We start from the raw sequence: 21,154 nt of genomic DNA on the forward strand, positions 1-21,154 counted from the left end.
CCGGCAAACCTGCGCGTGGCAAGAGCGTGCAACCCGCACAGGCGGACGAAACCCTGCGCGCGCTCGCTGCGCAGCTGCCATCGAACCTGTACTTCGGCACGTCCTCCTGGGCCTACCCCGGCTGGAACGGGCTGGTCTATGACGGCGAGTACGGCGACAGCCTGCTGTCGCGCAAGGGCCTTTCCGCGTATTCGCGCCATCCGCTGCTGCGCGCCGCCGGCATCGACCGCGGCTTCTACGGGCCGATCCCGCTGGCGGACTACCTGTCCTATGCCGCGCAGGTCCCCGACGGAGTTTTCCGCTTCCTGGTCAAGGCGCCCGCCAGCGTCTGCGATGCCTGGCTGCGCGGCTCCGACGGCGCCGGCCGGCTGGCCAACGCCGCCTTCCTCGATGCCGAGATCGCGGTGCGCGACTTCATCGTGCCCGCCACCAGCGGGCTGGGCAGCAAATGCGGGCCGCTGCTGTTCCAGCTGTCGCCGATGGGTCCGCTGGCCGACAGCGCCGTGTTCCTGGAACGGCTCGATGCCTTCCTGGGCGCGCTGCCGGCACTCGATCCGTCGATCACCCCGCATGCGTGCTACACGGTAGAGCTGCGCGACCCGGCATTGCTGACGCCACGCTATATCCGGCTGCTGCGCCGCCACGGGGTGCGCTTCTGCCTGTCGGCACGCGACCGCCTGCCGCCGGTGCCGCGCCAGGCCGCGGCGCAGGCGCTGATGGACGAGGAAGCGCCAGGCCCGCTGGTGCTGCGCTGGATGCTGCATGGGGGCCGGCCCTACGCCTACGCGGAAAAGCTCTACGCACCCTTCGACCGCATCGTCGACGACGACCCCGACACCCGCCATGCCATCGCCGATGTAGTGGCGCGCACGCTGCGCGCGGGGCAGCCTGCCATCGTCATTGTCAGCAACAACGCTGAGGGCTGCGCGCCGCTGAGTTGCGTGCGCCTGGCCGAGGCGATCATTGCGAGGCTGGCGCGGTGAATGGCTGGCGACCGGTGCACAGTGGCCGATAGGACGCTCCCGCGGGCAACGGCCATCACTGCCTGAAGACTTGTGCATAATGTGCACAGCTGGAGGCCATGCGCTTGTCGCCACCCACGCGATCGGCTTGAATCGGGGCACCTTCCGACCGAGGAAGGATGGAGACGACGATGCCCCTTCCCACTACGGCGCGCACACCGGGCCGCGCCGCCCTGCCGCAGCTGCTTGATCCTGCCTCGATAGCCGTGATCGGCGCCTCGCGCGATACCAGCCGCATCGGCGGCGTGGCGTTGGACCACCTGCAGCGCCTTGGATACCAGGGCCAGGTGTATCCGGTCAATCCGCGCTATGGCGAGATCGCCGGCCTGGCGTGCTATCCCGATATCGAATCCGTGCCGCAGGTGCCTGACGTGGCGGTGCTGGCGCTCGGCGCGGACGAGGTGCTGCCGCAGCTGCAGCGCTGCCATGCCCGCGGCATCCGTGCCGCCATCGTCTACGCCTCGGGCTTTGCCGAGGCCGGCGCAGCGGGTGCCGGGCGCCAGGCCGCACTTGCGGCCTTCGCCCGCGACAGCGGCATGGCGATCGCCGGACCCAACTGCATGGGGCTGGCCAACCTGACCACGCGCGCCATCACCGCATTTGCCACCACCTTCCGCGCGTTCCCGCCGCAGGACGGCCCGGGTGCCGTGAGCCTGCTGACCCAGAGCGGCAACGTCTGCGCCATCGTCTACGCCACCGGAAGGCAGATGGACGTGGGCTTCCACCAGTTCATCAATACCGGCAACGAAGCCTGCCTGGACTATGCGGATTACCTCGACTACCTCGCGGACGATGCGCAAACCGCGGCTGTGGTCGGTTACGTTGAGGGCCTGCGCAACGGCAGTGGCTTCATCGAAGCCGCGGCGCGCCTGCGCGCGGCAGACAAGCCGCTGATCCTGCTGAAGGCCGGCGAGAGCGAGGCGGGATCGGCGGCTACGCAATCCCATACCGCTGTGCTGGCCGGCAACCAGGCCATCTACCGCGCCGCCTTCGCCCAGGTCGGCGCGATGCAGGCGAGTGATCCGACCCACCTGACCGACCTGGCATACCTGGCCGGCTTCCGCCAGCGCAGCGCGGGGCGCCGGGTGGTGGTGGCTTCCGTGTCGGGCGCGATGGGTGCGCTGTCGGCTGACCTGCTCAGCGCGGCCGGACTCGACGTGCCGCGCCTGCCCGAGGCGGTCCAGCAGCGCCTGCTGGCGGGCGTGCCGGAGCTCGGCGCAGTGGCGAACCCCGTCGACCTGACCGGCCAGCTGTTCAACCGCAGCGGCCTGGCCTACGCCGTGCTCGACAAGCTTGCCGCCACTGACGGCATCGACGTCATCTTCCTCTACGCCACCGCCTACCTGCTCGATCGCGTGGCCGACGAGCTGATCGAGGTGGCGGGCAAGACCGATCGCCTGATCGTGGTCGCCACCACGGGCGAGCCGGCCAGCCGCGCCCGGCCGGGGGGGGCCCGAAGCCGGTGTGGCGCTGTTCCCGGATTGCGCACGCGCGGCGCGGGCCCTGGGCACATACGTGGGCTGGCTCGGCACGGCGGCACCGACCGCGCACTGGATGGCGCTGCGCGCGCGGGCCGGCGCCGACGCGGCCGCCCGTGCGCCTTCCGCCGCCATGGACGAGCACCAGGCCAAGCAGTGGCTGGCGGGCTTCGGCGTGCCGGTCGGCGCGGAGGCGGCCGCGGCCACGCCCGACGACGCCGCGCGCGCCGCCGAAGCCATCGGCTTCCCGGTCGCAGTGAAAGTGCTGAGCCCGGACATCGTGCACAAGACCGAGGTCGGCGGCGTCCGGCTGGGACTGGCCAACGCGCAACAGGTGCGCGAGGCGGCGGCCGAGGTCGCTGCCGCCGCCGCGCAAGCCCTGCCGCAGGCACGACAGCGCGGCGTGCTGGTGCAGCAAATGGCGAGCGGCGTGTGCGAGCTGATCGTCGGCGTAACGCGCGATCCGGTCTTCGGCCCGGCCATGACGGTAGGCATGGGCGGGATCTTCACCGAGATCTTCCACGACGTCGCGCACCGGCTGCTGCCGGTGGACCGCGCCATGGCGCGCGACATGCTGGCCAGCCTGCGCGGCTACCGGCTGATGACCGGCTTCCGCGGCAAGCCCGCGGCCGACATCGATGCGGCGGCCGACGCGATCGCCGCGCTCTCCGACGCCACCATGTCGCTGGGCGACAGCCTCGCCGAAATGGAAGTGAATCCCCTGCTGGTGCGCGCTGCCGGACGCGGCGCCGTCGCCCTCGATGCCCTGGTCCTCGGCCTGACGGCCAATCCATGATCCGCCAACTGGCACGCAAGGTGCCGCTGCAGCGCCTCGGCACCGAAGCCGAAGTCTCCGGCCTGCTGCAGCCGGGCTTTCCGGAAGCATACGGTGGCGCCCCATGCGATGCCTTCTATCGCATGATCCTGTTCGAAGAGCGCGCCTGGGGCGGCTCGGGCGGAATCGCCTCGGGGCTGTTCTCGCACACCATCGGCGCGCCGCCGATCGCCGCGGTGGGCAGCGAAGCGCTGAAGGCGCGCGTGCTGCCGCAGATACTTGCCGGCGAGAAGATCTCCGCGCTCGCCATCACCGAGCCCGACGCCGGCTCCGACGTGGCGCAGCTTTCCGCCAGCGCGCGGCGCGAGGGCGGCCACTACGTGGTCAACGGCACCAAGCTCTACATCACCTCAGGCATGCGCGCCGACTACTTCACCGTGGCAGTGCGCACCGGCGGCCCGGGTTCCGGCGGCGTGTCGCTGCTGCTGATCGAGGGCGATACGCCGGGCCTGGCGCGCACGCCGCTGAAGAAGATGGGCTGGTGGGCATCCGACACCGCGCAGCTGTTCTTCGACGGGTGCCGCGTTCCGGTGGAGAACCTGATCGGCGAGGAAGGCAAGGGCTTTGCCGCCATCACGAAGAATTTCAACCACGAGCGGCTGGCGCTGGCCGCAGCCGCTTGCGGCTATGCGCAGGTCTGCTTCCATGACGCGCTGGCGTGGGCGCGCGGACGGCGCACCTTCGGCAAGCGGCTGGCCGACCACCAGGTGGTGCGCCACCAGCTGGTGGACATGGCCACGCGCATCGAATCCACGCGCGCCCTGCTGGACGACCTGGCCGCGCGCCTGGACGACGGCGCCGCGCCGGTGGCGCAGATCGCGATGGCCAAGAACATGGCCACGCGCACTTTCCAGTTCTGCGCGGACCGCGCGGTGCAGTTGCTGGGCGGGATGGGCTATATGCGCGGCAGCCGGGTGGAGCGCCTGTATCGCGAGGTCAAGGTGATGATGATCGGCGGCGGCGCCGAGGAAATCATGAAGGACCTGGCAGCGAAGCAACTGAGCCTGTGGCAGGCCGCGGACGGCGTCGCCAGGTGCCGTCCGCAGCCGCCTTCCTCTTACTCCAGCCGCACTCCGCTTTTCTTCACCACTTCACCCCATCGCACCGCTTCGGCCTTGATGAACGCCTGGAACTGCTCCGGCTTGCCGCCGACCGGATCAATCCCATAGTCGATCAGCCTTGACCGTACGTCAGGCTGCTGCAGCACCGCTTCCATTTCCCGGGCCAGCCTTGCCTGCACCGCCGGCGGCGTCATCGCCGGTGCGATCAGGCCGATCCAGCTGCCTGCCGTGACGCCCGGATAACCGGCTTCGGCCATGGTCGGCACCTCCGGCGCGGCCGGCCAGCGCGTCGGGCTGGAGATCGCCAGCGCGCGCACCTTGCCCGCCTTCACCTGCGGCATCATGGTCTGCACCGAATCGAAGATGATGGCGACCTGCCCCGAGAACAAATCAGGCAGCGCCGGCGCAATGCCCTTGTAAGGCACGTGCGTCATCTTCATGCCGACCGACTGCGCGAACAGCTCGCCCGCCAGGTGCGCGCCGGAGCCATTGCCGCTGGAGGCAAAGGTCATCTTCGCGGGATTGGCCTTGCCCCAGCCCACCAGCTCTTTCACCGTGGTCGGCGGCAGCTGCGCGCTGGAGACCAGCAGCAGCGGAATCCGCCCGATCATGCTGACGCCGGTGAGGTCCTTGAGCGGGTCATAGCTCATCTTCGGATACAGGCTCGGGTTGATGGCGTGCCCGGCCACCACCACCAGCAGCGAGTAGCCGTCCGGCGCGGACCTGGCGACGTTCTCCGAGCCGATCATGCCGTTGGCGCCGGGGCGGTTCTCCACCACCACCGGCTGGCCGATGCGTTCCGCCAGCTTCTGCATCACCAGCCGCGTCACGGCGTCCGACACACCACCGGGCGTGTACGGCACGACCACGCGGATCGGGCGGTTGGGATAGGCGTCGCCCTGCGCCATGGCGGGCATGGGGCCGGCGAGGCTGCCTGCGGCCAGTCCTGCGAACAGGCCCAGGCATAGCTGGCGCCGGATGCGCGTGTCGGGCTTGGGTCGGGTCATGTCTCCTCCTGGTTGCGCGCGCCAGTGCCGGCGCGCAAGGTCTCTGGCCGGGTCTATGCCCAGCTGCGGGGTACGGATAGCGGAAAGTCCAGCAGCATCTGCGCGTAGCTCTTGCCCAGCGGGTCCGAGCGCAGGCTCGCCACGCCGCCACCGCCCAACGCGCCGTGCATCAGGAAGTTCAGCGCGTGCAGGCCAGGCACGTCGAAGCGCTCGACCTCGCCCTGCACCAGGTGGGCAAAGTACGCGCGCACGGCTTGCGGGGTGAGCTGCTCGCGCAGCAGTGCCAGGTACTCAGGCTTGCGGGCGATCACGCCGATGTTCTCGTCATCGCCCTTGTCGCCGCTGCGCGCATAGGCGAGCGTGACCAGTGGCCGCTCGACGCGCGGCTCGCGGGGAAGCGCAGGCGATGCCGGCGCCTCGAGCGCGAGCGGCGGCATCGCCTGCGGCGCGCTCACTGCCGCTTTGGGCAGCAGGATCTCGCCAGCCTCGAACTCCACGCGCATCGGCACCTCCGGCTTGGGCACCAGGAAGGAGAACACCTTCACCACGGGCTGGATGTCGACCCGACCCGCGAAGGAAGAGCGCGTGCCCGCCGCCATGGACGTCCCCGCAGAAGAGCATTCGCGCTGCAGGAAGCTCAGCCCCCTGGCGAGCGGATGGCGCGCGCCGATGCGCAGCACCACTTCCCGCGTCGGCAATGCGCGCGCATGCGGGCCATATTGCGATTCGCAGCCGAGCAGCTCGACCACGGTCTCGGTGTAGTCCGGCATCTGGCGTTCTGCCAGCATGGCACGGGTGCGCGCCAGCAGCGCCTCCGCAGTACGGCGCGCCTTGGCGGGGGCATCGATGCCGCGGATCGCCATCATCAGGCTGATCTGGTAGCCGTCCTGCCAGGTGGCATTGCCCTTGTAGTGCGTGCCAGGTGCCCGGCCACGCGCGCCATGCACGCGTACGCGCCCGGCCTCGACCAGTTCGGTGCGCACCATGCGGAAGTCGCAGGTCACGTCCGGCATCAGGTAGTTGGCGGGATCGCCGACCTCGTACAGCACCTGTTCCGCGACCGCGGCCGGGTCGACCAGTCCCCCAGTGCCCTCTGGCTTGCTCAGCACGAAGCTGCCGTCGTGCGCGCAGTCGATCACGGGATACCCCATGCGCTCCCACCCGGGCACGCGCTGCCAGTCGGTAAACAGCCCGCCCGTGGCCTGGGCGCCGCACTCGATCACGTGGCCCGCCAGCGTGCCGGCGGCGAGGCGGTCCCAGTCGGTCCAGTTCCAGCCGAACTCGTGGGCCAGCGCGCCCACCACGACGGCGCTATCGACGCAGCGCCCGGCAATGACGATATCCGCGCCCAGCGCCAGCGCGCGGGCAATGCCTTGCGCGCCGGTGTAGGCGTTGGCCGACCAGGGCTCGGTGGTTGGCACCGGATTGCCGGCAAGGTCAGTCAGACCCTCGGCGCACCACTGCGCGAAGCGCGGCTGCACGTCGTCGCCGCTGACCACCGCGATGCGCGGCGACAGTCCCTGCTGCGCCGCCACCTTGAGCAGTGCGTCGCGGCAGCCGTGTGGATTGAGGCCGCCGGCATTGGCAACGACACGGATGCCCCGCCGCAGGATTTCACCGAGGTTCGGCCCCATCGCCGCGTGCACGAAGTCGGTGGCGTATCCCTGCGCCGGATCCTTGGCGCGGGCGCGTGCCAGGATCGACATGGTGGTCTCGGCCAGGTAGTCATAGACCAGGTATTGCAGGCCGGGCACTGCCAGCAGTTGCGGCGTGGCGATGGCGGAATCGCCCCAGAAGCCGGAAGCGCCACCGATGCGCACAGTCTTGCCGGCGCGCGCTTCGCCTTGCACGGATTCGCTCATGCTTCCTCCTTTGCGGCCACATCGGCCTCCACCCGTGCCAGCAACGACCCGGCACTGGCCTGCCCGCCGGCGCGCGCCGGCAGTTCCGCCACCACGCCGGCAAACGGCGCCACGATGGCGTGCTCCATCTTCATGGCCTCCAGCACCACCAGCGCCTGGCCCGCTTGCACGTGGTCGCCCTCGGCCACATTGACCGCGACGATGCGGGCCGTCAGCGGCGCCTGCAGCACGCCGTCGGCGTCGCCGGCATCGCGGCGGCGGCGCGGATCGTGCAGCGGGAAGTGCCAGGCGCGGCCGGACTGGAACAGGTGCAGGGCGTGCTTTTCGGCGGCGAACACCAGCGGATAGGCCACGCCGTCGCATTCGACCAGGGCCGTGCCGCTGGCGGCATCGGCGCGCAGCACGCGCAGCCTGCATTCCACCGGCGGGTGGTCTTCACCGCGCTGGCACAGGCTCACGCGCCAGCCGTCGGCGCACACGCGCAGGAACGCTTCCCAGTCCTTGCCGGCCGCATTCAGCACCACGCTGGAGGCCGCACGCGCAAGCGTGGCCGGCTTGCCGTTGCCGCCCAGCAGCCCCGACGCGGCCAGCGCGGCGCTTGCCGTCACATGCACCGGAGGCACCGGGGCCTGCAGCGCCGCCTGCATATGGGTGTCGACAAAGCCCGTATGCACGTCATTGCCGGCGAATGCCGGGTGCGCCAGGCACGCGGCCAGGAACCCCTGGTTGGTCGGCACGCCCAGCAGCGTGCAGTCCTGCACCGCGCGCAGCAGCTTGCGGCGCGCCTCTTCGCGGTCGGCGCCATGCGCGACCAGCTTGGCAACCATCGAGTCATAGTGGGTGGGGATGGCACCGCCCTCTTCCAGCGCATGGTCCACACGCACGTCGCGGCCGGCGGCAGGCGGGCGCCAGCGCAGCAGCGGCCCACCCTGCGGCAGGAAGCCGGCCGGCACGTCCTCGGCGGTCAGTCGCACTTCGATGGCATGGCCGTTGAGCCGGACCTGGTCCTGCGTGACCGGCAGCGGCTCGCCTGCCGCCACGCGCAGTTGCCATTCGACCAGGTCGAAGCCGGTGATGGCCTCGGTCACGGCGTGTTCGACCTGCAGCCGGGTGTTCATCTCCATGAAGTAGAAGCTGCCCTCGGCATCGAGCAGGAACTCCATGGTGCCGGCGCCGACGTAGCCGATGGCCTTGGCCGCGCGCACGGCGGCCTCGCCCATGCGCGCGCGCAGCACCGGGCCGACCGCGGGCGACGGTGCTTCCTCGATGACCTTCTGGTGGCGGCGCTGCACGGAGCAGTCGCGCTCGCCGAGATGGATGACATTGCCGTGAGTATCGGCAAAGACCTGGATCTCGACGTGGCGCGGCGCGATCACGGCGCGCTCGAGGATCAGCTCGTCGCAGCCGAAGGCAGCCGCCGCCTCGGAGCGTGCGCTCGACAGCGCCGCGGGCAGCGCCGCCGCGTCGCGCACCAGCCGCATGCCGCGCCCGCCGCCGCCCGCCGCGGCCTTGACCATCAGGGGGAAGCCGATGGACCCGGCCTCGGCCAGCAGCGTGGCGTCATCCTGCGCGGCCCCCTGGTAGCCGGGCACGCACGGCATGTCGGCAGCCAGCATCAGCCGCTTGGCTTCGGCCTTGTTGCCCATGGCGCGGATCGCCGCGGCGGGCGGGCCGACGAAGACCAGGCCGGCGGCGCTGACCGCCTCGGCAAAGGCGGCGTTCTCGGCCAGGAAGCCATAGCCGGGGTGGACCGCATCGGCACCGCTGGCGCGGGCAGCTTCGATGATGGCGGCAAGGTTCAGGTACGACTCGCGCGGCGCGGCCGCGCCGATGCACACGGCACGGTCGGCGCAGGCAAGGTGCGGGCTGTGGCGGTCGGCTTCGGAATATACGGCCACGGTGGCCAGCCCGAGGCGGCGGGCGGTGCGCATGATGCGCACCGCGATCTCGCCGCGATTGGCGACGAGCAGCGTATGGAAGGATCGGCGGGTAGCAGACATGGGAAATCCTGTGAATCTCTTGGAAGATGCGGCCGGCGCGGTCAGCCGGTCGACTGCGCGGCGCGCACCGTGTCGGCATCGAAGCGAACGGTCCAGGCGGCATCGCGCTTGTCGCGGAATGCCGCCACGCCTTCGGCGCCCTCGCGCCGCATGCATTGCGCAAACTGGCGCGAGGCCTGATCCAGCAGCGGGCCCAGCGGCTCGTGGCCGCAGCGGCCGACCAGTGCCTTGAACACGCGATTGGCGTTGGGGGCGCAACGGCCGATGCGCGTCAGCCACTCGGCAATCAGGGCGTCCAGCTCCGCGCTGTCGGCCGCGAGCTGGTCGACCAGGCCGATGGCTGCCGCTGCCTCGCCACTGACGCGCTCGCCGGTCAGGCCCAGGCGGCGCGTGGCGGCAGCGCCCAGCCTTTGCACCACAAAGGGGGCGATCTGCGCGGCGACGATGCCCAGCGTGGTCTCCGACAACGCAAAGCGCGCATCGCGCGTAGCCAGCACGATGTCGGCCGCGCAGGCCAGGCCCATGCCGCCGCCCATGGCCGCGCCCTCAACCGCGGCGATCACCGGCACCGGCAGCACGCTCAGCCGCTCCATGAAGTAGCCGAACTGGCGGTTGCGCGTGGCGACCGGGTCTTCCTGGCTGGTGTCGGCATCGAGCCGGGACTGGAAGCTGCCCACGTTGCCGCCTGCGCTGAAGCTGCCGCCGGCGCCGCGCAGCACCAGCGCGCGGACTTCCGGGTCGGCTTCGGCCTGCGCCACGACGGCGGCCAGCGCGGCCACCACTTCGGGCGCCAGCGCATTGCGGGTGGCAGGAATGTTGAGGGTGGCGAACAGTACGCCGCCGGCGCGGCGCACGATCACGGCATCGTTGCATGAGCTGTCAGGCATGGCGATCCTGGCTGGTAGTTGGTTCAGGATCGCGTCAGCCGCGCGACATCAGGCCCATCTGCTTGGCAATGACCTGGAGCATGACCTCGTCCGCCCCGCCGCCGATCGAGCCCAGCCGGAAATCGCGATAGGCGCGCGACGCGTGGTTGTCCCAGGTGTAGCCCATGCCGCCCTGGAACTGCATGCACCAGTCGGCCACCTCGCGCGACAGCCGCCCGGCCTTGAGCTTGGCCATCGACGCCAGTTCAATCACATCGCCCCCATCGATATAGGTCTGCGTGGCCATGTAGACCAGCGCGCGCAGCGCCTCCATCTCGGTCTTGAGCTCGGCCAGCTTGAACTGGATGAACTGGTTGTCGAGCAGCGGCTTGCCGAAGGCGACGCGCTGGCGCAGGTAGTCGGCGGTCTCCTCGATCAGCGCGTTGCAGGCCAGCCGGCGCGCCGCGCCGTTCAGCCGCTCTTCCTGGAACTGCTTCATCTGGTAGATAAAGCCCATGCCCTCGTCGCCGATGCGGTTGCGCACCGGCACGCGCACTTCGTCAAAGAAGATCTGCGCAGTGTCGGACGACCACATGCCGAACTTCCTGATCTTCTGCACTTCCACGCCGCGCACGCGCTTGCCGTCTTCCCTGAGAGGCACCACGATCAGCGACTTGTTCTTGTGGACCGGACCGTCGGAAGTATTGCACAGCAGGCAGATCCAGTCGGCCTGGGTGCCGTTGGTGATCCACATCTTGGAGCCGGAGATGACATAGTCGTCGCCATCACGCACCGCACGGGTCTTGAGCGAGGCCACGTCGGAACCGGCGCCGGCTTCGGACACGCCGATGGAGCACACCATGTCGCCGGCGATGGCAGGGGCCAGGTAGTTGCGCTTGAGCTCGTCCGAGCCGAACGCGGTCAGCGCCGGCGTCGCCATGTCGGTCTGCACCCCCACGCCCATGCCCACGCCCTGTGCGCGGGCATAGCCCAGCGCCTCGGCGGCGGCAACGGCGTAGGAGAAGTCGAGCCCCATGCCGCCGTATTCGATCGGCTTGGTGATGCCGAGGAAGCCGAGGTCGCCCATCTTCTTGAACAGCGCATGCGCCGGGAAAATCTCGGCGGCTTCCCACTCGTCGACGAAGGGATCGATCTCCGCCGAGACGAAGCGGCGGATGCTGTCCATGATGTTGCGGTGGTCTTCCGTGTAAAGCATGGTGGTCTCCTGGTGTCTTGTTCGTTTGGGACGTGTCTGGATGGCGCCGGCGCTCAGAAGCGCCCGACGCCAAACTGGATCGCATGCGGCTTGCGCAGGCTGGCCTCGCGCGCGGTGGCCAGCACGAAGGCCAGCACGGCGCGCGTGTCGCGCGGGTCGATCACGCCGTCGTCCAGCAGCAGCCCGCTGGTGACGAAGGCGCTGGCCTGGCGCTCGAAGTTGGCAACGATATCGGCGGTCTGGCTGGCCAGCTGCGCCTCATCGACCGGCACGCCCTTGCGCGCGGCCTGCTGGCGCGCCACGATCTCAAGCGTCATGGCGGCCTGCTCGCCGCCCATCACGGCGGTGCGCGCGTTCGGCCACGAGAAGCAGAAGCGCGGCCGGAAGCCCCGCCCGCACATGCCGAAGTTGCCCGCCCCGAACGAGGCCCCGCAGTACAGCGTGACCTGCGGCACCGTCGAGTTCGACAGCGCCTGGATCATCTTGGCGCCATGCTTGATCATGCCGGCCTCTTCCGAGGCGCGGCCGACGATAAAGCCGGTGGTGTTCTGCAGGAACACGATCGGCGTGTCCGACTGGTTGCATAGCTGGATGAACTGCGCGGCCTTGGTGGCGCCGGCCGGGTCGATGGGACCGTTGTTGGTGATGATGCCGACCGTATTGCCTTCGATGCGGGCGTGGCCGCACACCGTGCCGGGGCCATAGTCGGGCTTGAACGGCAGCCAGGCGGAGTCGTCGACGATGCGCGCGATCACCTCGCGCATGTCCACCGGGCGCTTCATGTCGAGCGTCATCACGCCATCCAGCTCCGACGGGTCGAGCCGCGGCGGGCGCGCGGGCTGCGCGGGCCCTGCCGCGACGGTCGGCCAGTCCAGGCTGGCGACAATATCGCGCGCGGTGGCAAGCGCGTGCTCGTCGTCCTCGGCCAGGTATTCGGCCAGGCCGCTGAGCGTGGCGTGCAGGTCGGCGCCGCCCAGTTCCTCGTCCGTGGCGATCTCGCCGGTGGCGGCCTTCAGCAGCGGCGGCCCCGCCAGGAAGGCGCGCGCGCGATTGCGCACCATCACCACGTAGTCGGACAGCCCCGGCATGTAGGCGCCGCCCGCCGTGGACGAGCCATGCACGACCGTGATCACCGGCAGCCCGGCCGCGGACAGGCGAGCCAGGTTGTAGAACAGCGCGCCGCCGCGCACGAACTTGTCAACGCGGTACTTGCGCAGGTTGGCGCCGGCCGATTCCACCAGGTGGATGAATGGCAGCCGGTTTTCCAGCGCGATTTCCTGGCAGCGCATCAGCTTCATGTTGCCGGCCTCGGTCATGGCACCGGCGTCGATGCCGGAATCCGTGGCCAGCACCATGCAGCGCACGCCGCAGACGAAACCGATGCCGGCCACCAGCGAACCGCCGGGGATGGAGGTCTCGGGGTCGGGGTCGTCCATGCCGAAGCCGGCCAGCGTGGCAATCGGCAGGAACGGCGCGCCTGCGTCCAGCAGGCGGCCGATGCGCTCGCGCGGCAGCAGTGCCCCGCGTTTGGCAAAGGTGGGCCGGGCGCGCTCCGAGGCGGCCACGGCACGCTGTTCGAGGCCATGGAGGCGGTCGATCAGGGCCTGCATGCCGGCGCGCTGGCTGGCGAAGGCGTCGGAAGATGAGTCGATGCGTGAGTCGATGGGAATCATGGCGCTTGCGTGAGGTTCCGTGATGCATGGATTGCAAACCACCACGCCGCCCGGGACAACCGCAATCGATCAGTCTGTGCATAATGTGCACAAGCCAGAAACCCAGGACGCGGGGCGCGGCATCCGCCACCCCCAAAGCGTTCCCCGACGCACCTTTCCATGCCAACCAAGACCCCCTCGCCCGGCGGCGTGCAGAGCCTGTCCCGTGCCTTCGCCCTGCTCCGGCTGCTTGCCGAGCATCACGAGGCGGGACTGACCCTGCCGGAACTCGCCGCGATAGCGGAGATTGACCGTACCACCGCGCACCGGATGGCGCGCTTCCTGGAATCCGCGGGGTATATCGAGCGCGAGTCGGCGGGCAAGCGTTATCACCTGGGCACTGCCGCCATGGCGCTGGGCCTGCGTGCGATGAACCGGCCGCCGCCCAACAGCGTGCTGGTGAGCAAGATGAAGGCGCTGGCCCGGCTCACGGGCGATGCGGTGTTCCTGACCGTGCGCATCGGCGACCACGGGCACTGCCTGCATACCGAGGAAGGCAGCCACCGCATCAAGACCTTCCACTTGCTGACCGGCACCTCCCGCCTGCTGGGCCAGGGCACCGGCAGCATGGCCTTGCTGGCGACGATGGACAACGAGGCGGTGCGCGCGCATTACGAGCGGCACCGCGCCGAGTATGCGGCCGGTGGCCTGAGCCTGCTCAGGCTGTTGCGCGGCGTAGAGCGCGCCCGCAAGCTGGGCTATGCGCTTGCCGGCGCGGAGGGGGTGGCAGGCGTGGGCTATGCACTGCCCCTGGAAATGGGCGCCGAGGCCGCCATCAGCATCATGTCGACCGCCTCGCGGATGCCGGCGGCGCGGCGGCATGAGATGGGGGCGATTGTCGGCGCGATGTTTGCGCAGGGAAACTAGGGTCGGCTTTTGGCGCCGACCCGGGCGCCCGGTCCCTACTTCCTCAACTTCCCTCCAAACTGCTTTCGAAACTTGGCCAGTTTCGGCGAGATCACAAAGGCACAGTACCCCTGGCTCGGATGGTCCTGATAGTAGTTCTGGTGACTTGCCTCGGCGCGCCAGTACGGCTGCTCCGGCTCGACCTGCGTCACGATCGGCGCATCAAAGACCTTGGCGGCAGCCAACTCCCGCATCACGTATTCCGCCGTGGCCCGCTGCGCCTCCGAATGCGTAAAGATCGCCGACCGGTACTGCGGCCCCACGTCGTTGCCCTGCCGGTCCGGCGTGGTCGGGTCATGGATGGCGAAGAAGATCTCCAGGATCTGGCGAAAGTTGATCACCGACGGATCGAAGGTGACACGGACCACCTCGACGTGCCCGGTATCCCCCTCGCAAACCTGCTGGTAAGTCGGGTGATCCACGTGCCCGCCGGTATAACCGGACTCCACCGCCACCACGCCATCGACCTGCTGGTAGACCGCTTCCAGGCACCAGAAGCACCCGCCCCCCAGCGTGGCCGTTTCAAGTCCATGTTCCATTTGCGCCGCCCCCTTGCGTTGTCGTCTGTGGTGTCACGGCCTCAAGCATAAGCGCAGATTGGCGCCCTTGCAGCAGATTCAGCCAGGCTGGCGCCGCGCCTCCAGCATCGCGCGCAGTTGCGGCTTGAGCACCTTGCCCAGCGCGCTGCGCGGCAGGTCGTCCAGCAGCACCACCTCGCGCGGCAGCTTGAAGCGGGCAATGCGCGTGGCCAGCAGTTCGCGCAGCGGCTCCGCCCCCAGCGCGTCGCGCGGCGCGCCCGGCGCGGGCACGATCACCGCCACCGGCACCTCGCCCCAGCGCGCATCGGCCACGCCGACCACCGCGCACTCCTGCACCCCGGGCAGGCCGACCAGCACGTTCTCGATCTCGGCGGGATAGATGTTCTCGCCACCCGAGATGATCATGTCCTTGCTGCGGCCGACGACTTCGATGCAGCCGCCGGCATCGCGGTGCGCGAGGTCGCCGGAATGGAACCAGCCGTCGGCCAGGCCGTTATCAGGCTGGTTCCAGTAGCCAGCCATCACGTTGGCGCCGCGCACCCACAGTTCACCGACTGCGCCCTGCGCCACCTCGGCACCGTCCGGGCCGGCCAGCCGGACTTGCGCTTCCGGCTGCGGCCAGCCGGCATAGCCAGGCCGGGCCACCGCATCCTGCAGCTTCAGCACCACCGACACCGGACCGGTCTCGGTCGCGCCATAGACCTGCCCCAGCGGCACGCCGCGCGCATGGAAGGCCTCGATATACGACAGCGGGATGGTCGACGAACCTGCCATCACGCCGCGCAGCGCCGACAGGTCGGCCCCGGGCCAGCCGGGATGCTCAAGCACCGCGCGCAGCGTGGCCGGCACCATCAGCGACAGGCTCGGCCGCGCCTGCGCAACCGCGCCGAGCCAGGCATCCGGCGCAAAGCGGTCGTGCAGCGTGACCTGCGCCCCGGCCAGCAGCGCCGGCAGCGTCTGGATGCACAGCCCGCCGACATGGAACATCGGCAGCACCGACAGCACGTGGTCGTCCGCGGTCATGCCGTGCGCCCACCAGCTGGCGCGCGCATTGGCCAGCAGCCCGGCCTGCGTATGCACCGCGCCCTTGGGCTTGCCGGTGGTGCCGGAGGTGTAGGCGAGCAGCAGCGGCGCATCGTCCGGCACCGGCGCATGGGCCAAGCCGAACGGCGCGGGATGGTCGATCAGCCGGTCGAGATGCGCGGCCTGGCAGCCGCCGCCAGCCTCCCGCGCCAGCCCTGCATGGCGCTCGTCGTGGAACAGCGCGGCCAGTTGCGCGTGGGCGGCGATGGTACGCAGCTCCGCCGGCGCCAGCCGGTAGTTCAGCGGCACGAACATCGCCCCGATACGCGCGCAGGCGAACAGCAGCACCAGCTGCAGCTCGTGGTTCAGGCACAGCGTGCCGACGCGGTCGCCCGCGCGGATGCCCCACGTCGCTGCCAGGTGGGCGCTGGCACGCTCGACGCGCCGCCACAGCTTGCCGTAGGTGAAGGTGCGGCCCAGGTAGTGCAACGCCGGCCGCCCCGGCGCCGCGGCGGCATGGCCATGCAGCATGGCCGGCAGCGCGCCCAGCCCGGCGGCGCCCGCGCGCATGGCGCGGCTGGCGGCGCTCATTCGTCGCGCTCGCCGGATTCGTACAGGGTCTCGCGCCCCATGCGGTCCAGGATCAGCTCGGCGGTCCAGGGCAGCATCAGCGCGCCGCAGCGCGAGTCGCGGTAGAGCCGCTCCAGCGGCAGGTCCTTGAGCATCGACTGCCCGCCGCAGGTGCGGATCGCCAGCCGGGCGATGTCGTTGGCGCCTTCCATCACGGTGTAGTGCGCGGCGTACAGGCGCAGGCGCTCGTCCTTGGTTGGATTGGGCCTGGCCTCATGGATCACGCGCCAGAAGAGCGAGCGCATGGTTTCCAGCTGGATGCGCATCTGCGCCACCGCGATCTGCTTGGTCGGGTACATGCGGCGCCTGACCGGCGGCTGGCCCGGCACCTCGCCGCGCAGGTACTGCACGGTGAAGTCGTAGGCGGCCTGGGCTACGCCCAGGTAGGTCGGCGACAGCGTGAAGAACATTGCCGGCCAGGTCTGCGCAGCACGATAGTAGACGCCGCGCGGCATCAGTTGCTCATGGTCGGGCACGAACACGTCCTTGAGCAGCAGCGTGCGCGATACCGTCCCGCGCATGCCCATCGGGTCCCACTCGCCGGTCACGGTCAGCCCTTCCGCATTGCCGGGCACGGCGATATAGAGCGTGTCGCGCATGTCGGGATGCTGGTCGCCGCGGGCCTCGGTGCACAGGATGCCGTAGTAGTCGGCCGCGCCCGACAGCGAGGCGAAGATCTTGCGCCCGTTCAGCACCCAGCCGCCCTCGACCTTGCGCGCGGTGGTGCCGAACGGCGCCTTGCCCGCGGCAGCAGCGGAGCCTTCGGAGAACGGCTGCGCATAGACCGCGCCGTCGCGCACCACGCGCGAGAAATGCAGCTCGCGCCGGGCTTCGTGCTCGGCGCGCTGCTCAGGCGTCATGTCGATGCCGTCGGACAGCACGCCGGTCCACATGGTCGAGCAGATATGCATGTTGTACGTCAGCGCCGTGGCCCCGCAGAAGCGGCCGATCTCGGCGCCAACCATGCAGTAGGTGGCAAAGTCCGCGCCCTCGCCGCCGAACGCCTGCGGCACGCACAGGGCCAGCAGGCCGGCCTCGCGCAGGTCGGCATAGTTGGCGAAGGGGAAGCTGGCCTCGCGGTCCCAGGTGGCTGCGCGCGCCGCGAAGCGCTCGCGGCCGAGGCGGTTGGCCAGCGCCAGCAGGCGCGCTTGTTGCGGGGTGAAGTCCGCCGTACCGATGGCGGGAATGAAGTCGAGCTGGCCGGATGGCATGTCGCGGTCTCCTGTTTTCCTGCTCGCGCCGGATGCAGTGGCGGCGCGGCGGCGGTTCTTGTGTTGCGTTGCCGGGAAGCGGCGTGGTTCAGTGCACGGGGAAGTGCCGGTGCAGGAAATCCAGCACTGCCTCGTTGAACAGCGCCGGCCGCTCCATGCAGGCCAGGTGGCCGACATCCGGCAGGCAGCGGTACTCGGCGCCGGGAGTGCGCTGCGCCATGCGCTCCATCACCTCGGGCGCGGCATTGGTGTCGTGCTGCCCGGCCAGCGCCAGCACCGGCACCGCGATGCGCGGCAGCGCGTCGCGCTGGTTGAAGCGCACCAGCGCACCCAGCGCCGCGCGGTAGGTGGGCGCCGGCACTGCCGCCATCACCGCCGTGGCAAAGGCCACGGCTTGTGGCTCGGCATCGGGCGCGACCATGGTGCGCACCAGCCCGGCGGCCATCTCGGCCATGGTCCTGCCGGCGTCCAGCGGCGCGGTGCGCGCGGCGATGAAGTCGCGCTGCCAGGGCCCGTCGCCCTTGCCAAAGGCGGGCGAGGTGCCGGACAGCACCATGCCGTCGATCAGCGCGGGCGCGGCCGCGCAGGCCTGCTGCGCCACCATCCCGCCCATGCTGTGGCCCAGCAGCACCACGCGCCGGCCGGCGTCGCGCTCGGCCTGCAGCAGCGGCGCCAGCGCTTGCGCCAGCCCGTCGAAGTCATAGGGATCGATCAGGGCGCTGTCGCCGTAGCCGGGCATGTCCCAGGCCACGGCGCGGTAGCCGGCCTGCGCCAGCGCCTCGCCCTGCGCGGGCCAGGCGGCCTTGCCGCCGCCGATGCCGTGCAGCATCACCACCGCCACCGGGCCATCGCCCCAGGCCAGCGTGGCGATGCCGTTGGCGTGGCGTTGCATCGTCGCGCTCGCGCTCATGCCGCCACCTCCACCAGCGTGCCCGCTTCCAACTCGTTGCGGCCATCCAGCGACACCGTGCAGTTGCGCAGCGGCAGGTCGAAATGGCCCAGCGTATGCCGTCCGGCGACCTCGTTGGCGCCGGTCGAGAACAGGAAGTTGCCGGCAAACGCGCGCAGCTCGGTGCCGTTGCAGTCGCGCTTGTCGTAGAAAGTCATCGCGTCCCAGCGTGCCAGCCGGTTCAGGCCCCAGCCCACGTGCGAGACGGCATACGCATCGCGCGTGCCCTCGCGGTCGGCCCAGGCCTGGTAGTAGCCGCGCATCATGTCGGCGTCGACGCCCTGCCCCTCGACGCCGACGATGTAGTCGTCCTCGATATGGCAGACCACGGTATCGCGCAGGTAGGTCTTGAAGGTCAGGTTGACGTCGCCCGGCGCCAGCACCAGCGTGCCGTTGACCTGGCGGCTGGCCGGGAACGCCAGGCACAGCCCGCCGGGCCAGTGCGAGACCTGGCCGGGCTTGTTGCAGAAGCCCCAGACCCCGCCGACGCGGGCGTCGGCCAGGCCGATGCGCAGCTCGGTGCCGGCCGGCGAATGCACGCGCATCTCGCGCGCGCCGCGCAGGCGCTTCATGGCGGCGCGCACGGTGCCTTCCAGCGCCGGGTCGGGCTGGCAGCGTTCCAGGATCTCGGGATGTTCGTTGCTGACCATCAGCATGCGCGGCACGATGCCGTCGGCACCGCGCAGGATCAGCGGCAGTTCCGGCGCGTGCAGCAGGCCCTCCACCGTGCAGTCCAGCACCAGGTGACAGCGTGACAAGGCCGCCACCACCGGCGCGAGACCCTGCAAGGCATCGCTGGCGCCGGTGGAGCGCACCGGCGCGGGCGCGCTAAGTGCCGGTGTCGACACCTGGATCCGCACCGGGGTGGCGCCCAGCGACTGCACGGCCAGTTCGGCCAAGGCCACGTTGACAGGGCGGGATTGCGACTCCGTTACAATTCCAACGACTTCCGCACCCTGCAGGGCACAGAGTTCCAGCGTGCGCCGGAACGCCGCCAGCCAGCGGTGTTCGATCTGCTCGATGAGCATGACTTGTCTCCGATTGTTCTTGTCTGGCGGCAGGGCTCGCCTGTTTTTGTGCGCCAGCCAACGCCCGCATCGCGGATTGGTGGTCGCCGGGCTTGTACTCGATGCCCATGGCGCGAATAATATATATGAAATTTCATGAACTCCAGCGGAGCCCCCATGGGCATGCCTGAGGCCCAGCCACAGATCACCAGCGCCGCCGCACCAGATTTCGATGCGCAGCACTTCCGCCGCACCCTGTCGCAGTTCGCAACCGGGGTGACGGTGATCACTACGCGCGCCAGCGCCGCGTCGGTCGCCGCCGGCGCGGCGCCGTTCATCGGCATCACCGCCAGTTCGTTCAATTCGGTGTCGCTGGATCCGCCGCTGGTGCTGTGGAGCATGGCCACGCGCGCCAACAGCCTGCCGATGTTCCGCGACGGCACCCACTACATCATCAACGTGCTGTCGGCCTCGCAGCTGGAGCTGTGCCAGCGCTTCGCCACCCTCAAGGGCGACCGCTTCGCCGGCGTCGACTACCGGCTCTCGGCCACCGGCCTGCCGATCCTGTCCAATGCCCTGGCCTGGTTCGAATGCCACAACCGCAGCCGCTACGACGAGGGCGACCACATCATCTTCGTGGGCGAGGTCGAGCGCTGCGGCGTGCTCGATGGCAGCGACGGCCCGCTGGTATTCCAGGGCGGCCAGTTCACCACCACCGCCCCCCTCGTCCCCTGACCGCACCGGGCCCATCATGGCGGACCTGCCCGCGCACTCCCCCCTGCCCTTTGTCGATGGCTACCTGGCCTACCTGCTGGCCCGCGCGAGCCACCTGATCTCGGGCGAATTCCACCGCGAAGTGGAGGCCAGCGGCCTGTCCGTGCAGGAATGGCGCGTGCTGGCCACGCTGGCCGACCGCCCCGACTGCACCATCGGCACGCTCGCCGAAATCACGCTGACCAAGCAGCCGACGCTGACCAAGCTGGTCGACCGCATGGCCGCCGACGGGCTGGTGACGCGCCGCGCCGGCCAGGCCGACCGCCGCCAGGCGCTGATCTCGATCACCCCGCGCGGCCTCGCGCTGGCCCAGCCGCTGCTGGCGCGCGCCGCCCAGCACGAGCGCGCAGTGCTGGACGACTTTGGCCCGCGCCAGGGCGCGCTGCTGAAAGAAACCCTGCGGCAGCTGATCGCGCTGCATACGCAGCGCTAGGCGCCCTCCGCCGCCTTCAGGATCGCCAGCGGCGAACTGTCCACCTTGATCCGCTGCAACACGATGTTCGAGCGGATATCCATCACGCCCTTGGTGCGGTACAGCCGGTTCACGATGAAGTCCGAGTAGTGCTTCAGGTTGCGCGCCTGCACCCGCAGGATGTAGTTGCTGTCGCCAGTGATGATGTACGCCGACAGCACTTCCGGCCATGACTGAACCGCGGCGATAAAGGTGTCGTGCCAGCCTTCCACGTCATGGCGCATCGACACCTGCACGATCGCCTCAAGCTCCAGCCCGAGCTGCTCGGCGTCGAACCAGGCGCGGTAGCCGCCGATCACTCCTGACTCTTCCAGCAGCCGCACCCGCCGCAGGCATGCCGAAGGCGACAGCGCCACGCGGTCGGCCAGGTCCTGGTTGCTGATGCGGCCGTTCTCCTGCAGGCAGGTCAGGATGCGCAGGTCGGTGGGATCGAGGTTCATTCGAATTTCCTTCGACTAATCATCAATTCTTCGCATTTTATGCGAAAGATGATGGCATCGGCGGTTCATTTAGCAAGCCTCTTGCCGGCAATTTTGACTATGATTTCCGTCATCGAGGCAGACAACGACGGCGCCTTGCAAAGG

The 21,154-nt window shown here is 69.8% G+C and carries 16 protein-coding genes and 2 pseudogenes; 6 read left to right on the forward strand and 12 right to left on the reverse strand.

Features of this window, described 5'->3' with window-relative positions; genetic code table 11:
- The 3 genes and pseudogenes from AC3WON_RS28410 to AC3WON_RS28420 form a co-directional block, all read left to right on the forward strand.
- The coding region (locus AC3WON_RS28410; protein WP_492353239.1) for a DUF72 domain-containing protein at positions 1–983 on the forward strand (983 nt) is incomplete at its 5' end.
- Between the two features lie 170 nt (positions 984–1,153).
- A pseudogene (locus tag AC3WON_RS28415) lies at positions 1,154–3,296 on the forward strand (acetate--CoA ligase family protein).
- 53 nt (positions 3,297–3,349) lie between these two features.
- Positions 3,350–4,342: pseudogene (locus tag AC3WON_RS28420) on the forward strand (acyl-CoA dehydrogenase family protein); the annotation flags it as partial.
- A 50-nt stretch (positions 4,343–4,392) separates the two neighbouring features.
- On the opposite strand, the gene AC3WON_RS28425 reads toward AC3WON_RS28420, so the two are convergent.
- From AC3WON_RS28425 to AC3WON_RS28450, 6 genes are read right to left on the reverse strand one after another with little or no spacing between them, the layout of a single operon-like run.
- Entirely contained in the window at positions 4,393–5,403 is a 1,011-nt protein-coding gene (locus tag AC3WON_RS28425; RefSeq protein WP_492318771.1) for a tripartite tricarboxylate transporter substrate binding protein, read from the reverse strand.
- Between the two features lie 53 nt (positions 5,404–5,456).
- Positions 5,457–7,265 carry an acyclic terpene utilization AtuA family protein gene (locus AC3WON_RS28430; protein ID WP_492353240.1) on the reverse strand — a complete coding sequence of 603 codons (1,809 nt, stop codon included), beginning with the start codon at positions 7,263–7,265 and terminating at the stop codon, positions 5,457–5,459.
- On the reverse strand, positions 7,262–9,265 hold the full coding sequence (locus AC3WON_RS28435; RefSeq protein WP_492318773.1) for an acetyl/propionyl/methylcrotonyl-CoA carboxylase subunit alpha: 2,004 nt from the start codon (positions 9,263–9,265) through the stop codon (positions 7,262–7,264). Before AC3WON_RS28435 ends, AC3WON_RS28430 begins: the two co-directional genes overlap by 4 nt.
- 41 nt (positions 9,266–9,306) lie before the next feature.
- Complete coding sequence (locus AC3WON_RS28440) at positions 9,307–10,152, reverse strand: enoyl-CoA hydratase/isomerase family protein (protein WP_492318774.1); 846 nt, start codon at positions 10,150–10,152, stop codon at positions 9,307–9,309.
- 34 nt (positions 10,153–10,186) lie between these two features.
- Positions 10,187–11,347, reverse strand: a complete 1,161-nt coding sequence (locus tag AC3WON_RS28445; RefSeq protein WP_492318775.1) for an acyl-CoA dehydrogenase family protein — start codon at positions 11,345–11,347, stop codon at positions 10,187–10,189.
- A 53-nt stretch (positions 11,348–11,400) separates the two neighbouring features.
- Complete coding sequence (locus AC3WON_RS28450; RefSeq protein ID WP_492353241.1) at positions 11,401–13,020, reverse strand: acyl-CoA carboxylase subunit beta; 1,620 nt, start codon at positions 13,018–13,020, stop codon at positions 11,401–11,403.
- A gap of 159 nt (positions 13,021–13,179) precedes the next feature.
- On the opposite strand from AC3WON_RS28450, the gene AC3WON_RS28455 reads away from it, so the two are divergent.
- Positions 13,180–13,926: an IclR family transcriptional regulator gene (locus AC3WON_RS28455; RefSeq protein WP_492318777.1), complete on the forward strand. Its 747-nt coding sequence runs from the start codon at positions 13,180–13,182 to the stop codon at positions 13,924–13,926.
- A gap of 35 nt (positions 13,927–13,961) precedes the next feature.
- Here AC3WON_RS28455 and msrA read toward each other — a convergent pair whose 3' ends face one another.
- The 5 genes from msrA to AC3WON_RS28480 form a co-directional block, all read right to left on the reverse strand.
- The gene (msrA, locus tag AC3WON_RS28460) at positions 13,962–14,504 is read right to left on the reverse strand and encodes a peptide-methionine (S)-S-oxide reductase MsrA (RefSeq protein ID WP_492318778.1); all 543 of its coding nucleotides are present in this window, start codon (positions 14,502–14,504) and stop codon (positions 13,962–13,964) included.
- A gap of 78 nt (positions 14,505–14,582) precedes the next feature.
- A complete protein-coding gene (locus AC3WON_RS28465; protein WP_492318779.1) occupies positions 14,583–16,118 on the reverse strand; it encodes a class I adenylate-forming enzyme family protein in 1,536 nt (511 codons plus the stop codon).
- A complete protein-coding gene (locus tag AC3WON_RS28470; protein WP_492353242.1) occupies positions 16,115–17,368 on the reverse strand; it encodes an acyl-CoA dehydrogenase family protein in 1,254 nt (417 codons plus the stop codon). The genes AC3WON_RS28465 and AC3WON_RS28470 overlap by 4 nt, the downstream gene beginning before the upstream one ends.
- 88 nt (positions 17,369–17,456) lie before the next feature.
- The gene (locus tag AC3WON_RS28475) at positions 17,457–18,278 is read right to left on the reverse strand and encodes an alpha/beta fold hydrolase (protein WP_492318781.1); all 822 of its coding nucleotides are present in this window, start codon (positions 18,276–18,278) and stop codon (positions 17,457–17,459) included.
- On the reverse strand, positions 18,275–19,345 hold the full coding sequence (locus AC3WON_RS28480) for a 2,5-dihydroxypyridine 5,6-dioxygenase NicX family protein (RefSeq protein WP_492318782.1): 1,071 nt from the start codon (positions 19,343–19,345) through the stop codon (positions 18,275–18,277). The genes AC3WON_RS28475 and AC3WON_RS28480 overlap by 4 nt, the downstream gene beginning before the upstream one ends.
- Positions 19,346–19,501: 156 nt before the next feature.
- Between AC3WON_RS28480 and AC3WON_RS28485 the strand changes: the two genes are divergently transcribed.
- Complete coding sequence (locus tag AC3WON_RS28485; protein ID WP_492318886.1) at positions 19,502–20,059, forward strand: flavin reductase family protein; 558 nt, start codon at positions 19,502–19,504, stop codon at positions 20,057–20,059.
- 16 nt (positions 20,060–20,075) lie between these two features.
- Positions 20,076–20,531, forward strand: coding sequence for a MarR family winged helix-turn-helix transcriptional regulator (locus tag AC3WON_RS28490; RefSeq protein ID WP_492318783.1), 456 nt, complete (start codon positions 20,076–20,078; stop codon positions 20,529–20,531).
- Here the strand turns inward: AC3WON_RS28490 and AC3WON_RS28495 are convergent.
- Positions 20,528–21,010 carry an Lrp/AsnC family transcriptional regulator gene (locus tag AC3WON_RS28495; protein ID WP_010813722.1) on the reverse strand — a complete coding sequence of 161 codons (483 nt, stop codon included), beginning with the start codon at positions 21,008–21,010 and terminating at the stop codon, positions 20,528–20,530. The two genes, AC3WON_RS28490 and AC3WON_RS28495, sit on opposite strands and share 4 nt — an antisense overlap.
- Positions 21,011–21,154 lie beyond the last annotated feature (144 nt).

It is taken from the genome of Cupriavidus sp. FW305-46 (genome assembly GCF_058787075.1).